14 protein-coding genes are annotated in these 13526 nt (G+C 56.0%); 9 read left to right on the top strand and 5 right to left on the bottom strand.

Going from position 1 to position 13526, the window contains the following annotated elements:
- Positions 1–248 precede the first annotated feature (248 nt).
- A complete protein-coding gene (locus AC1QQ2_RS07845; RefSeq protein ID WP_479712726.1) occupies positions 249–1271 on the top strand; it encodes an aspartate-semialdehyde dehydrogenase in 1023 nt (340 codons plus the stop codon).
- A 576-nt stretch (positions 1272–1847) separates the two neighbouring features.
- Here the strand turns inward: AC1QQ2_RS07845 and AC1QQ2_RS07840 are convergent.
- Positions 1848–2495 (bottom strand): carbonic anhydrase, encoded by a 648-nt coding sequence (locus tag AC1QQ2_RS07840; protein WP_249946764.1) that lies wholly within the window; start codon positions 2493–2495, stop codon positions 1848–1850.
- Positions 2496–2607: 112 nt separating this feature from the next.
- Here AC1QQ2_RS07840 and AC1QQ2_RS07835 point away from each other — a divergent pair, with 112 nt between their 5' ends.
- From AC1QQ2_RS07835 to AC1QQ2_RS07825, 3 genes are read left to right on the top strand one after another with little or no spacing between them, the layout of a single operon-like run.
- Complete coding sequence (locus AC1QQ2_RS07835) at positions 2608–3036, top strand: hypothetical protein (RefSeq protein WP_479712725.1); 429 nt, start codon at positions 2608–2610, stop codon at positions 3034–3036.
- Positions 3037–3085: 49 nt separating this feature from the next.
- On the top strand, positions 3086–4456 hold the full coding sequence (locus AC1QQ2_RS07830; protein WP_479712724.1) for a leucyl aminopeptidase family protein: 1371 nt from the start codon (positions 3086–3088) through the stop codon (positions 4454–4456).
- 1 nt (position 4457) lies between these two features.
- Positions 4458–5261: a C40 family peptidase gene (locus AC1QQ2_RS07825; RefSeq protein WP_479712723.1), complete on the top strand. Its 804-nt coding sequence runs from the start codon at positions 4458–4460 to the stop codon at positions 5259–5261.
- Here the strand turns inward: AC1QQ2_RS07825 and AC1QQ2_RS07820 are convergent, their stop codons facing one another.
- On the bottom strand, positions 5262–5600 hold the full coding sequence (locus AC1QQ2_RS07820) for a DUF2794 domain-containing protein (protein WP_105236018.1): 339 nt from the start codon (positions 5598–5600) through the stop codon (positions 5262–5264). It abuts the gene before it with no gap.
- A 241-nt stretch (positions 5601–5841) separates the two neighbouring features.
- On the bottom strand, positions 5842–6144 hold the full coding sequence (locus AC1QQ2_RS07815) for an I78 family peptidase inhibitor (protein ID WP_479712722.1): 303 nt from the start codon (positions 6142–6144) through the stop codon (positions 5842–5844).
- Positions 6145–6260: 116 nt separating this feature from the next.
- Between AC1QQ2_RS07815 and AC1QQ2_RS07810 the strand changes: the two genes are divergently transcribed.
- Positions 6261–7373 carry an S-(hydroxymethyl)glutathione dehydrogenase/class III alcohol dehydrogenase gene (locus AC1QQ2_RS07810; RefSeq protein WP_067547314.1) on the top strand — a complete coding sequence of 371 codons (1113 nt, stop codon included), beginning with the start codon at positions 6261–6263 and terminating at the stop codon, positions 7371–7373.
- A gap of 51 nt (positions 7374–7424) precedes the next feature.
- Here AC1QQ2_RS07810 and AC1QQ2_RS07805 read toward each other — a convergent pair whose 3' ends face one another.
- Both AC1QQ2_RS07805 and AC1QQ2_RS07800 read right to left on the bottom strand, forming a co-directional pair.
- Complete coding sequence (locus tag AC1QQ2_RS07805) at positions 7425–8042, bottom strand: TetR/AcrR family transcriptional regulator (protein WP_479712721.1); 618 nt, start codon at positions 8040–8042, stop codon at positions 7425–7427.
- A 64-nt stretch (positions 8043–8106) separates the two neighbouring features.
- Positions 8107–8286, bottom strand: coding sequence for a hypothetical protein (locus AC1QQ2_RS07800; RefSeq protein WP_479712720.1), 180 nt, complete (start codon positions 8284–8286; stop codon positions 8107–8109).
- Positions 8287–8446: 160 nt separating this feature from the next.
- On the opposite strand from AC1QQ2_RS07800, the gene mbfA reads away from it, so the two are divergent.
- The 4 genes from mbfA (at position 8447) to AC1QQ2_RS07780 (ending at position 13496) form a co-directional block, all read left to right on the top strand.
- The gene (gene mbfA, locus AC1QQ2_RS07795; protein WP_479712719.1) at positions 8447–9424 is read left to right on the top strand and encodes an iron exporter MbfA; all 978 of its coding nucleotides are present in this window, start codon (positions 8447–8449) and stop codon (positions 9422–9424) included.
- 90 nt (positions 9425–9514) lie between these two features.
- On the top strand, positions 9515–11038 hold the full coding sequence (gene gpmI, locus AC1QQ2_RS07790; protein ID WP_479712718.1) for a 2,3-bisphosphoglycerate-independent phosphoglycerate mutase: 1524 nt from the start codon (positions 9515–9517) through the stop codon (positions 11036–11038).
- Positions 11035–12156 (top strand): murein hydrolase activator EnvC family protein, encoded by a 1122-nt coding sequence (locus tag AC1QQ2_RS07785; RefSeq protein WP_479712717.1) that lies wholly within the window; start codon positions 11035–11037, stop codon positions 12154–12156. Before gpmI ends, AC1QQ2_RS07785 begins: the two co-directional genes overlap by 4 nt.
- Positions 12157–12164: 8 nt before the next feature.
- The gene (locus AC1QQ2_RS07780) at positions 12165–13496 is read left to right on the top strand and encodes a S41 family peptidase (protein WP_438986082.1); all 1332 of its coding nucleotides are present in this window, start codon (positions 12165–12167) and stop codon (positions 13494–13496) included.
- Positions 13497–13526: the final 30 nt, after the last annotated feature.

The following is a 13526-nucleotide window of genomic DNA, read 5'->3' as shown; positions in this document are numbered from 1 at the left end:
TGCCAGCTCATCGGCCTGCGCTTCGGTCTCGACCATAATTCGCTAGTCTAACCTGTCTGACCCTGCCAGGCGGTAATGCGTGCAATTCGATCGCCGAATCACAGCACCTGGTCCAGGAATCGGCGCAGCCGCTCGGTTTCAGCGCTCGCGAAGATCTGCTCGGGCGGGCCGGACTCGACGACCTTGCCCTCGTCCACTTGCCCCCCTTTGCAGCTATACGCCCCACTGGTTAAACCAAGGAGAAGCCAATGGGCTATAAAGTCGTCGTCGTTGGCGCCACGGGCAACGTGGGTCGCGAAATGCTCAATATCCTCGCTGAACGCGAGTTTCCGGTTGATGAAATCGCCGCTCTGGCCAGCCGTCGTTCGCTGGGCACCGAAGTGAGCTTTGGCGACAAGACCCTTAAGACCCAAGACCTCGACACATTTGATTTCGCAGGTTGGGACATTGCACTGTTTGCAATCGGTTCTGACGCGACCAAAACCTATGCACCCAAAGCGGCAGCATCGGGTTGTGTTGTCATCGATAACTCCTCGCTTTACCGCTACGATCCGGACGTGCCGTTGATCGTTCCTGAAGTGAACGCTGACGACGTCGTTGGCTACACAAAGAAAAACATCATTGCGAACCCGAACTGCTCTACAGCGCAGATGGTTGTCGCTCTGAAACCGCTGCACGACCGCGCTAAGATCAAACGCGTTGTTGTTTCGACATACCAGTCGGTCTCTGGCACGGGCAAAGAGGCAATTGACGAGCTTTGGGACCAGACCAAGGGGATGTATGTCCCAGGTCAAGAGGTCGCTCCGTCGGTTTACCCGAAGCAAATCGCATTCAACGTGATCCCACACATCGACGTGTTCCTCGACTCGGGTGATACGAAAGAAGAGTGGAAAATGGTCACCGAGACCAAAAAGATCCTCGACAAAAACATCAAACTGACCGCGACCTGCGTGCGCGTTCCAGTGTTTGTCGGTCACTCGGAATCGATCAACGTTGAGTTCGAAGAATTCCTCGATTGGGAAGAAGCGACCGACATCCTGCGCGAAGCTCCGGGCATCATGGTTATCGATAAGCGTGAAGCTGGCGGCTATGTCACTCCGATCGAATGCGTTGGCGATTACGCGACCTTCATTTCCCGCATCCGTCAGGACGTTACCGTTGAGAACGGCATCAACTTCTGGTGCGTCTCGGACAACCTTCGCAAAGGTGCTGCGCTGAACGCTGTTCAGATCGCAGAAGTCCTTGGTCAGCGCTGCCTGAAAAAAGGCTAAGCGCCACGCTATATCATAAAGAGAGGCCGGCCCCTTGGGTCGGCCTTTTTCGTTTCAGATCGAATCGAATGTGCCGTCAGCTAAGACCCTGATCTCTCGGATAGAATAAGAACGGACGTTCTCTGCCCCGATCCGGCAAACACCCCCTACAATTGAATAGGGTGGCCCTACCCACGTCCCTCACTCAGCCACCCCTACGCGCAGATGAATTTATTAAACATCCTGAGGTAGATTAACCCTGAGGCGAGCATGTCCCAACCATTGACCGCCTCAGTCAAGACGAACCTTCTTCTGTCCGGTGGCAGGCGTGTCCCAATCCTCGCTCGTTGCCGGGCATGAAGCCCCCGCCAAAGCCCTACTCGGGCCGCAGCCACCACTCACAACGGATCACTGATCCACAATACAGGACGAAAACAATGTCACTTGTGATGAAAGCTCGCCAACGTCGCCGTGCGGCATTGCTTGCCAGATACCGCAAATTGATTGCGTCACGGCCTGTCGTACTGCGCGGCGTTACCGCTATTTAAGGGAATTTCCCCTGACGTAGAAAAGGCGACCTTAGGGTCGCCTTTTTCATTAAACAGCTACGAATTTCTTCGACACGGGGTCGTAGGCATCCAACGTGCCGTCGCCGATATTGTTCCAAAGTCCGTGCAACGTCAGCATATCGTCATCGAGAGCCTTTTTCACAAACGGGAAGGTCGCGAGGTTCTCCAAACTGACCAGAACGGCCTCTTTCTCCAGTGCGGTCGTACGATCTTCGTCTGGCAGTTCGCGAACACGCTCAAAGCCAGGGCGCAACAGGTTGAGCCATGTACCCACGAAGGAGGTTTTGTCTTCGAGTTCTGGCGCATGCCCCATGCACATCGCCTCGCACCCAGCCACGCCACCGCATTGAGAGTGACCCAAAACGATCACATGCGCGACTTTTAGCGTTGTCACAGCATATTCGACCGCGGCGGACGTGCCGTGGTGATCGCCATCGGGATTATACGGCGGGACAAGGTTTGCGATGTTGCGGTGGATAAAGAACTCGCCCGAATCTGCACCAAAGATCGACGTCACGTGAACGCGGCTGTCACAACACGAGATGACCATGGCTCTCGGGCGTTGCCCTTCATCAGCCAGTCGCCGATACCACGCACGGTTTTCGGTGTAGGAGGTCGCTTTCCAACCTTGGTAGCGGCGCACCAAGTAATCCGGCAGTGGTCGAACGAATTCCATCTTTTCTCCCTTTCTGAACGGTTTCACAAATAGGCGGCATTTTCCCGAATTTCGAGACATTTTTCATTCTGCTGTAAACCAGTTGCCAATCGCCTCTGGGTAAACCCAACCCATGCAAGATCCGTTTTCATATAGGCTTGATGCCATGCCGAGGTCACAGCGCGTTGTCCGTCTTGTGCCACGACACCAATGTTTCTCTGTTAGCTTAACCCTCGATCGCATCTTGCAGGATTGTGGTGATGATGAAGCCGAGTCCAAGTTAATCGAAACCTTTGAGCATCTGGATCGGCTCCTTGTTTCAATTGAGAAATTTTATAAGGCAGGTGCCTTTGCGGCCTTGCCGGACCTAGCAAACGTTTTAGCTAAACGCCTCACAGAAATCGGACTTGGGGACGCCGCTTTGATCGCAGGTCACATTGCAGAATGCGCACGTCGGCCAGATTTAATAGCACTCAGCGCCGTCATCGCGCGGCTGGAACGAACTGTCCAATTTGCAGCACACAGCATATTTGGAGAGGTCATGGGACCAAAGCAGCCTTGATACCGCAACGGACTCAGATAATGTCATCTAAAATTTTAGGAGATGCATCTTGACCACCTCGCGAAATGACTCTCACCCAATTCCCACATGGGTGGTATCGCCAGAAAGTTGGGCAAGTTTTTCTGCCAACCTGTCGCCAGTCGCTCTGAACTGGGCAACTCAGCACGGGTTCAATGGAGGCGCTGGTCAAGCCGTCATCGTCCCGAACGAACACGGTGAAGTCAGCCTCGCACTCCTCGGCGCGGGCGATGAAAAAGCGAAGATCAGACAGCGTTTTATCGTCGGCGCCGCTGCGGCTAAACTGCCCAAAGGCACTTACAAACTAGAAGGCCTCGAAGGAGACGATCTTTTTGAAGCCGCACTAGCGTGGGAACTCGAGGCTTACAGGTTCAGCCGCTACCGGACCCAATCCGAAATGCCGGCGCTTCTCGCCCCCAATGAAGCGATTAATGGCGAAAAACTAGCCGCGTTTGTGAACGCTGAATACCTCACCCGCGACCTCATCAACACGCCAGCGAGTGACATGGGCCCAGAGGAATTGGAGCAAGCCACACGCGATCTCGCTCAGAAATTCGGCGCGCGCGTCCAGTCCGTCGTCGGTGACGACCTCCTGACCGAGAATTTCCCACTGATCCATGCCGTTGGACGAGCCTCGCCTCGTGCACCACGGTTGATCGAGATGAATTGGGGCACAAAAGGACCCCGTTTAACTCTCGTCGGTAAAGGGGTCTGCTTTGACACGGGTGGCCTCGACATCAAACCCTCTGCATCAATGGGATTGATGAAAAAGGATATGGGCGGCGCGGCAACCGTGCTGGGCCTCGCGTATATGATCATGTCGCTCAATTTGCCGCTGCAGCTACGGGTCCTCATACCTGCTGTTGAGAACTCGGTCGCCGGCAATGCATTCCGCCCGCAAGACGTCTTGCCAAGCCGCAAAGGGCTTAGCGTTGAGGTCAACAACACCGACGCTGAAGGTCGTTTGGTCTTGGCCGATGCGCTCGCATATGCGGCAGAAGATGAACCCGATTTCCTTGTGTCCATGGCCACACTTACTGGTGCAGCTCGGGTCGCTGTTGGTCCAGACCTCGCACCGTTCTACACCGATGACGATGTTGCGGCGGACGCGCTAACGCGTGGTGGTAAGGCACTGTTTGATCCCGTCTGGCGGATGCCATTCCATGCGCCATATGAAGCGCTAATTGAGCCAGCGATCGCAGATTTGGACAACGCCCCCTCGGGCGGTATGGCCGGATCGATCACAGCGGCATTGTTCCTTCGTCGTTTCGCAAGCCCCGCCTACATGCATTTCGACATCTATGGATGGCAACCAGCCGCAGCCCCTGGACGGCCCAAAGGTGGCGCAGGCCAAGGCGCGCGGGCGTTGCTACACGCGTTGACCGATATTCTGGACCTCTAATATGTCAGACCGCCGCACGACTGCCGTAAATGAGCGCGTGGCAGCGTCCCATTTGCTTGGCACTGTCCAAGCGCCAGAGTTCGTCGATGGTGAAACCTCTTATGTCCAGCGTCCCGTTGTTGACCTTTTGGACATTCCAGGAGGCAAGCGGGATCGACAACTTTTGGCTGGCACCAAGGTCACAGTATACGAGGATTTGCACGGCTGGTCGTTCGTGCAGTCCGAACTCGACTGTTACGTCGGCTACGTCCTTAGCTCTGCGCTAAACCAAACATGGCTACCGACACATCGCATTGTGACGAGATCAACTCACGCCTATCGTGACGCAAATATGAAATCGACGGATCTCTACCGCCTATCTTTGGGCGCGGAAGTCCCAGTTGAAACCTTCGTGGGTGAGTTTGCCCATACCCCCCTCGGTTATATCCCTGCTTCGCATTTGCGACCCCGCGACGAATACGAAACTGACACCGTCGCCGTTGCAACGCGATTGCTCGGAACGCCTTATCTATGGGGTGGCAACTCTGCGGACGGCATTGATTGTTCGGGCCTCGTTCAAATGGCTCATCGGCTGTGCGAGCTGCCCTGCCCTGCCGATAGTGACCATCAACAGGCCGCTATGGGAAACTCGGTCGATGACGCCCCGCAAAAAGGCGACCTCTTTTTCTGGCCTGGCCACGTAGCTTTGGTCGCGGACTCTCAACGGATCATTCACGCAAACGCCCATCACATGGCCGTTGCCTATGAACCGATCAAAGACGTCCTAGAACGGATCGGACCTGTGACTGCGCATAAACGGCTGTAGTCAATCAACCGCTCGTATCAACTTCCGTTCGAGCACGGACAAAACGGCTTTTAGGTCGTTTCCGCGTTTCAGCACTTGCCCCTCAGCTCCGATGACTGCGTATTGGCCTTGCTTCAAACGTAGCTTTGGTCGCTTTTCGATACGATACAGTGGATGCTCTGCCGTGCGCCGAAAAACAGAGAAAATGGCGACCTCACGCAGGCACGATAACCCATAGTCCCGCCATTCACCGGCTGCCACGAACCGACCATATAACCCGAGGATCGGCGCAAGCTCTGTGCGGTGGAAGGCAACCTGTTCTGGTTGCGCAGCAAAAGACGTGGGTATTTGTATCGTCATAACGGTAAGATTTGCTGCAATTTCGTTACAAATCAAGCATGCCTTGATCTTGCCCAGAAATTACCCCGCAAAGGTCCTCGACCGGCAAAAGTCGCGCCGCAATCATTGCGCATAACCAACCTATGCAAAGTGCTACGGTGCGGCGATGTTTAGCCCCCACCCAGTTCGCCGCGTCGGACACCTTGCGAAGAATAGGACCCCGCATCCCCAAGATGCGGGGTTTCCTGTTTCTTCACAAAGCCTACCCGCAGAAAATCCGTGTCAGCGTGCCGTCCTCGCCGACTTGGAAATTCAGACGCTCGGCACGATAGTCCATGGTCATCATGGAATTTGGACGCAACACGCGGACCTGCCGCAGGATCAATACACCCTCAAGCACCGTCGCATCGCGTCCAATCAGACCGCCATACTGAGCACCACCACAGGTATCTTGGGCCACATCTGGGAGGGCTGGCAGTTTAGATGTGCCAACGTCCTGACAAGCCGAAAGAAACATTGAGGACACAACAACAATAGAAAAAACCAATCGGGTCATTTTTGTCATTTTCATCATCTAGTTCACTTCAATCATCCACATCCACATTCGAACCGAAAAAATACCGTTGAATAGGACTTTAGCATCGTTCACCTTTGCGGAAATTGCAAAAAGGGAGGTTTCGCATGCGCACCCGTGCAGCAGTTGCCGTAGAAGCCGGCAAACCACTAGAGATTATGGAAGTGAACCTCGAAGGTCCGAAAGCGGGCGAGGTCCTGATCGAAGTCAAAGCGACGGGCATATGTCACACTGACGAATTCACGCTTTCTGGCGCGGACCCAGAGGGTCTGTTCCCTGCCATTCTCGGTCACGAAGGCGCTGGTGTCGTTCTCGAAGTTGGTCCGGGCGTGACCAGCCTCAAACCAGGCGATCACGTTATTCCGCTCTACACGCCAGAATGTCGCGAGTGCGAATACTGCCTCAATCCAAAGACCAACCTATGCCAGTCGATCCGCTCGACCCAAGGTCAGGGCCTTATGCCCGACGGCACATCGCGGTTTTCGATGCTCGATGGCACCCCGATCCTGCACTACATGGGTTGCTCGACCTTCTCGAACCACACAGTTCTGCCTGAAATCGCACTGGCGAAGGTGCGCCCTGATGCCCCGTTCGACAAAATTTGCTACATCGGCTGTGGCGTCACGACAGGTATCGGCGCGGTTATCAACACCGCAAAGGTCGAAATCGGCAGCCGCGCAATCGTCTTTGGTCTCGGCGGCATCGGCCTCAACGTTATCCAAGGCCTCCGTCTTGCAGGCGCTGACCAGATCGTCGGCGTTGACCTGAACCCTGACAAAGTACCGATGGCAACCCGCTTTGGCATGACCGACTTCGTGAACCCTACCGAGGTTGACGGTGATCTGGTGGCCTACCTCGTTGCGCTGACCAAAGGTGGCGCGGACTACACGTTTGACGCAACAGGCAACGTGAACGTCATGCGCACCGCATTGGAATCGGCGCACAAAGGCTGGGGTGAATCGATCATTATCGGCGTGGCACCTGCTGGCGCAGAAATCAGCACCCGTCCGTTCCAGCTTGTCACTGGTCGTAGCTGGCGCGGCACCGCATTTGGTGGCGCTCGAGGCCGCACTGACGTGCCGAAAATCGTCGATTGGTACATGGACGGTAAGATCGAGATCGATCCGATGATCACCCACACGATGCCGCTCGAAGACATCAACAAAGGCTTCGACCTAATGCATGCGGGTGAATCGATCCGTTCGGTCGTGATCTTCTAAAACACAAAAGCCCCGCTTCTAGCGGGGCTTTTCATTTGTTCAGTTGGCGATCTAGGCCCCGTAGCGGGCCATGAACATCTCAACGGCGCCATCAACGACACGCGCCTTGTCAGCCTCAGCGACAGGCACATCGTGTAGAAACATCACGCGATCCATCAGTTCAACTTTGCATAGAGCCTGAAACTGATCGGCAGCGAGCTCAAAATCTTGGATCTTTAGTTCACCGCGCTCATCGTACTGCTTTAGAAAATAAACAATGCGGGAACGAACTAGCGCTGGGCCACAATCGTAAAACTGACGACCCACTTCGGGAAACCGCTCGGATTCAGCCATGCACATCCGGTACATACGCGTGTTGAACGTCTGAGACATGATATTGATCATCTCATACCCAGCAAAGCGCAGAACGTCGCGCGCAGGCAGAGAAACGTTCACTTTGGCTGTCGCGGTATCGGCCTGAACCGCGCATTCGTTCCGCGCAACCTCCATAAACAAGAGGCGTTTGTCAGGGAAATAGCTGTAAAGCGTTGCCTTGGACACGCCTGCGGCTTTCGCGATGTCATCCACGCTCGCGCCGTCAAAGCCGTCTTTGAGGAATATCTCGCGGGCACCTTCAAGGACCTGCTCGAACTTACGCCCTCGTTTAATTTCCTGACTGTCGTCGGGCATGATGCCTCCGTCTGAACCGAGCCACATTATAAACCGCTCGGTTCAGATCAAACAAGGCATCGCCTTATTCTTGAGCGCAAACGCCAGCTTGTAGCGACGTGGCATCAAAACAACCTTGCGTCGTCTCAGGCGCAGGGTTCTGCGGCCACGTCAGGTTTGGGAATTGCATCGGTCCACCCATCGCCAAGACAGGCGAAGAGACTAACATCAGTGTGGCAGCGGTAAGGGCAGGAAGGAGTTTCATATCAGACCTCATAACTGGGATGAGTCGATTTCTAAACTAAACTGTTTGGTTTTGTAAATACAAAAATGAACCGATCAGTTCAGTTCGTGCGGCAACTGGTCTCCGTTGCACCTGCCTCAGAAAGGTCTAGGGTGGCCTCAATCAGAGAATGGAGCGATCGATGATCCCCGGGTTTTCAAGCCGACGCCGCTTTTCCGACCTCACAGAGCAAGAAATTCTGGCCCTCGCCATTTCCTCGGAAGAGGATGATGCGCAAATTTATCGCATGTATGCTGAACGGCTGCGGGCGGACTTTCCTGCCTCAGCGGCGATCTTTGATGGCATGGCCGCAGAAGAAGATGACCACCGCCGTCGATTGATCGACGAACATGAACGTCGGTTTGGCGGTGTGATCCCGCTCATCCGTCGTGAACACGTTTCCGGCTATTACGCGCGTCGCCCGATTTGGCTGGTTGAAAACCTCGGCGTCGAAACCATGCGGTCAGAAGCAGCTGCAATGGAGAAGCAAGCTGAACGGTTTTACCTCGCGGCGGCCAAGCGCACCTCGGATGCAGGCACACGTAAATTGCTGGGTGATCTCGCCGCGGCCGAGGCCAATCACGGAGAGTCTGCAGTCACGCTCGAACAAACGCACCTGACGGAAACGTCGCGCGACGAAGAAGCAGACGAAGCCCACCGCCAGTTCGTTCTCACTTGGGTCCAGCCTGGCCTTGCGGGCCTGATGGACGGCTCGGTTTCCACCCTCGCGCCGATCTTTGCGACGGCCTTTGCGACACAAAACACGCACACGACTTTTCTCGTTGGCCTCGCGGCGTCTATCGGCGCTGGTATCTCGATGGGCTTTACCGAGGCCGCATCAGATGACGGTCAAATCTCGGGCCGAGGTTCCCCAGTGAAGCGCGGCATCGCGGCAGGCGTGATGACCACATTGGGCGGTCTGGGACACGCCCTACCCTATTTGATCCCGCATTTCTGGACCGCGACTATGATCGCCTTCGCCGTAGTCTTTGTTGAACTGTGGGCCATCGTTTGGATTCAGAACCGCTATATGGATACGCCGTTCTTGCGCGCCGCGTTCCAAGTGGTCCTGGGCGGTGCGCTCGTGTTTGCAGCAGGTGCCTTGATCGGCGCGGGATAGATCACGCCGAATTTTGTCGATCATAGCGGCGAGGGCTGTTCCTTGGCTTTAGGGGACGTTAAGACGGAGCCGAACCCAGAGGAGCATACCATGACCCGACCCAAACCCGTTGTTCTGTGTATTCTGGATGGCTGGGGCAATGGCCCTGACGCGACTGCTAACGCACCTGCACTCGCGGACACACCCACCTTTGACCGCATCATGGCAACCTGCCCCACGGCAGAGTTGATCACCCACGGTCCTGATGTCGGCCTCCCTAGCGGGCAAATGGGTAACTCTGAAGTCGGTCACACAAATATTGGCGCAGGCCGTGTCGTTGCTATGGACCTAGGCCAGATCGACCTTTCGATGGAGGACGGTTCCTTTGGCAAAACCGAAGGCATCTTGACCTTCATTACCAAGTTGAAAGAAACAGGCGGGCAGGCTCATTTGATGGGTGTCGTCTCGGACGGCGGCGTTCACGGCCACATCGAGCACATCATCGCAGCCGCAAAAGTTTTGACCGACGCAGGTCTTCCGGTCGTCCTCCACGCGATCACCGACGGGCGCGATGTTGCACCAAAATCGGCTGACGTATTCATGGCTGATCTCTTGGCGCGACTGCCCGAAGGCTGCACCGTTGCGTCGGTCACTGGTCGCTACTTTGCCATGGACCGCGACAACCGTTGGGAACGTGTGTCGACCGCGTATCATGCGATGGTCGACGCCAAAGGCGCATTCACCGCCGCCGATGCAAAAACCGCTGTTTCAGACGCATTTGCCCGCGGCGAAACCGACGAATTCATCCAAGCAACCGTGATCGAAGGATATACTGGTGTTCAATCTGGCGACGGTTTGTTCTGTTTGAATTTCCGTGCCGACCGCGCCCGCGAAATCCTCGCGGCCATGGCACAGCCAGACTTTTCTGGGTTTGATCGTGGCGCGCTGCCGCCGTTTGCAGCGCGACTGGGCATGGTCGAATATTCCGTCGATCACAACGCATGGTTCGAAACCGTATTTCCTAAGCGCAAGATCGTGAACACCTTGGGCGAATGGGTTGCAAAGCAGGGTCTGACCCAGTTCCGACTGGCAGAAACCGAGAAATATCCGCACGTCACGTTCTTCCTGAACGGTGGCAAGGAAACGCCCGAAATCGGCGAAGACCGCTTTATGCCGTTGTCGCCGAAGGTTGCGACCTATGATCTTCAGCCAGAGATGTCAGCGCCCGAGGTGACAGCAAAATTCGTCGAAGCGATCGAACAAGGTTACGACCTGATCGTCACCAACTATGCAAACCCTGACATGGTCGGACACACTGGCGACCTGCAAGCCGCGATGAAAGCCTGCGAAGCCGTCGATCAAGGTTTGGCTAAAGTTGTCGAAGCCTTGGAAAAGGCTGGTGGCGCGATGGTGATCACCGCGGACCATGGCAACTGCGAAATGATGATCGATCCAGAAACAGGCGGCGCACATACCGCGCACACGCTGAACCCTGTTCCAGTGGCAGTCTTTGGTGGGCCCAAAGGTGCGACACTACGCAATGGACGTTTGGCTGACCTCGCACCAACCCTGCTGGACCTGATGGAACTTCCGCAGCCCGAAGAAATGACTGGACAGAGCCTGCTCATCCGATGATCCGCACGACCACTCTCGTCCTATCGCTTTGGACTGGAACTGCCTTTGCTGAGGCAGATCCGGGCCAAGCAGCCCTTGCTGCTGCGGCACGGATCGAGGGCGCGAGTGTCATGCTCCAAGAGGCCGACACAGCGCGCGACAGGGTGTCCGCTCTGACTGAAACGGTCAAAGCCTACGAGGACGGCCTCGTCGCTCTTCGCGCGGGGCTTCGCCAAGCCGCCATTCGGCAAGAAGCGCTTGAGACCGAACTGGACGCAAAATCGGATGAAGTCGCGCAATTGCTCGGCGTTCTGCTTTCAATGGGCCGTGCACCTGCGCCCGTGCTGTTGCTGCACCCAAGCGGACCCACGGGAACAGCGCGGTCAGGCATGATCCTCGCGGATGTGACCCCTGCCCTGCAACAAGACGTTACCAAACTGCGCTCTCAACTCGAAGAAGTTGCACTGTTGCGCGATCTGCAGGACAACGCGGCCGATAAATTGCGCCAAGGGCTGGACGGAGCTCAGACCGCTCGCGCCTCATTAAGCGCAGCAATATCCGACCGCACCGACCTACCGCAGCGTTTCACCGAAGACGCTATTCAAACCGCGCTCCTCATTTCCTCTGCCGAAACGCTCGATGCGTTTGCGAGCGGGTTGAATGACACCATTGGTGAGGAAATGGACATTCCATCGCCCGACGCACTGTCGATGCGGGGCAACATTCCCCTTCCTGTCCAAGGACGTATCCTCCGTGGCTTCAACGAAGAAGACCTTGCAGGAATTAGCCGCCCGGGGATCCTTTTGGCGACGCAGCCACGCGTGCTTGTCACAACACCTGTCGCAGCCACGCTACGGTTCAAAGGACCGCTGCTTGATTATGGAAACGTGGTGATCACTGAGCCCGCCGCAGACATCCTTTTTGTTTACGCGGGCCTCGCTGAAACGTTTGGCCAAGTGGGTGAAGTCCTGCCCGCTGGATCACCGGTGGGCATGATGGGTGGAGATTCACCCCTAGTTGACGAGATTTTGACCGATTTAGAGAACGGATCAGGCATTCGGGCCACGGAAACCCTTTATCTTGAGGTACGAGAAGGGCAATCTCCGGTAGACCCCGCGATCTGGTTCGCGATGGAGTGAGGTATACTATGAAGAAATTCGCCATTGCGGCAGCGTCGGGCACCATTCTTGGTCTTCTGGCTACAACGCAGATCGCTGGCCCCTTGATCGCTCAAGAGGCCGACCGCAATTCAACGGTCTATGAACAGCTTGATCTGTTTGGCGATATTTTCGAACGCATCCGCGCGCAATACGTCGAAGAAGTCGATGAAACCGCGCTGATAGAGGCGGCGATCAACGGGATGCTCACATCCCTCGATCCGCACTCGAGCTACCTCTCTCCAGATGCTGCTGCCGACATGCGGATCCAAACCTCGGGCGAATTTGGTGGCTTGGGGATCGAAGTGACCCAAGAAGAAGGCTGGATCAAAGTCGTCTCCCCGATGGATGGAACGCCAGCGGACGCTGCGGGCATTCTCTCGGGCGACTTTATCACGCAAGTCGATGGCGAGAGCCTTTTAGGCCTCACACTGGATCAAGCGGTTGACCTGATGCGTGGTCCTGTCGGGTCCGAGATTATCCTGACAGTCGTGCGTGAAGGTGAAACAGAACCCTTTGAAGTCTCGATCATCCGCGACACGATCAAACTCACGGCTGTTCGCGCACGGACCGAAGGCGATGCTGTCGTCCTCCGCATCGCGACCTTTAGCGGTCAGACCTACGACGACCTGATCTCTGGCTTTGAGGCTCAGATCGAAGAAGCGGGCGGCAAGGAAAACGTCAGCGGCGTTATCCTTGATCTGCGTAACAACCCTGGCGGCTTGCTTGACCAGGCGATCTATGTGTCTGACGCGTTCCTTGATGCTGGTGAAATCGTATCGACCCGCGGCCGCAACGCGGCTGACGGCGACCGCTACAATGCGACGCCAGGTGACATCACTGACGGCATGCCCATCGTTGTTCTGATCAACGGCGGGTCTGCATCTGCATCGGAAATCGTATCAGGTGCGCTCCAAGATCACCGCCGCGCGATCGTGGTCGGCACCAAATCGTTTGGCAAAGGCTCAGTGCAAACCGTCATGCCGCTGCGCGATGATGGCGCGATGCGTTTGACAACAGCACGTTACTACACACCGTCGGGCCGTTCGATCCAATCGCTCGGCATCCAACCAGACATCATCGTTCAACAGCCACGCCCGCGCCCTGCGGATGAGGTGACCGAGGATACACCAAACATGCGGTCCGAAGCAGACCTACGCGGCGCGCTGAACAACGATAGCCTGACCGAAGACGAAATACGCCAAATCGAAGAAGACGCAGCTCGCGCCGAAGCAACGGCGGCCCTTCGCGAAGAGGATTACCAGTTGGCCTATGCAATCGACATCCTTCGAGGATTGAGCGCACTGGGCAATCGCGAGTAATTTCGCGCGGTTCTAAACCCAAGGGCAGCA

Origin of the sequence: Aestuarium sp. (assembly GCF_023253315.1) — a bacterium.
GTDB lineage: Bacteria > Pseudomonadota > Alphaproteobacteria > Rhodobacterales > Rhodobacteraceae > Marivivens > Marivivens donghaensis.
Note: the sequence above shows the minus strand (reverse complement) of the source record. Positions and strands in the feature narration are given on the sequence as shown.

Bases quoted from the DNA above. Each gene is read 5' to 3' on its own strand.
- AC1QQ2_RS07845 (WP_479712726.1), top strand. From the start codon at position 249: ATGGGCTATAAAGTCGTCGTCGTTGGCGCCACGGGCAACGTGGGTCGC.
- AC1QQ2_RS07840 (WP_249946764.1), bottom strand. From the start codon at position 2,495: ATGGAATTCGTTCGACCACTGCCGGATTACTTGGTGCGCCGCTACCAA.
- AC1QQ2_RS07835 (WP_479712725.1), top strand. From the start codon at position 2,608: ATGCAAGATCCGTTTTCATATAGGCTTGATGCCATGCCGAGGTCACAG.
- AC1QQ2_RS07825 (WP_479712723.1), top strand. From the start codon at position 4,458: ATGTCAGACCGCCGCACGACTGCCGTAAATGAGCGCGTGGCAGCGTCC.
- AC1QQ2_RS07820 (WP_105236018.1), bottom strand. From the start codon at position 5,600: ATGACGATACAAATACCCACGTCTTTTGCTGCGCAACCAGAACAGGTT.
- AC1QQ2_RS07815 (WP_479712722.1), bottom strand. From the start codon at position 6,144: ATGACAAAAATGACCCGATTGGTTTTTTCTATTGTTGTTGTGTCCTCA.
- AC1QQ2_RS07810 (WP_067547314.1), top strand. From the start codon at position 6,261: ATGCGCACCCGTGCAGCAGTTGCCGTAGAAGCCGGCAAACCACTAGAG.
- AC1QQ2_RS07805 (WP_479712721.1), bottom strand. From the start codon at position 8,042: ATGCCCGACGACAGTCAGGAAATTAAACGAGGGCGTAAGTTCGAGCAG.
- AC1QQ2_RS07800 (WP_479712720.1), bottom strand. From the start codon at position 8,286: ATGAAACTCCTTCCTGCCCTTACCGCTGCCACACTGATGTTAGTCTCT.
- mbfA (WP_479712719.1), top strand. From the start codon at position 8,447: ATGATCCCCGGGTTTTCAAGCCGACGCCGCTTTTCCGACCTCACAGAG.
- gpmI (WP_479712718.1), top strand. From the start codon at position 9,515: ATGACCCGACCCAAACCCGTTGTTCTGTGTATTCTGGATGGCTGGGGC.
- AC1QQ2_RS07785 (WP_479712717.1), top strand. From the start codon at position 11,035: ATGATCCGCACGACCACTCTCGTCCTATCGCTTTGGACTGGAACTGCC.
- AC1QQ2_RS07780 (WP_438986082.1), top strand. From the start codon at position 12,165: ATGAAGAAATTCGCCATTGCGGCAGCGTCGGGCACCATTCTTGGTCTT.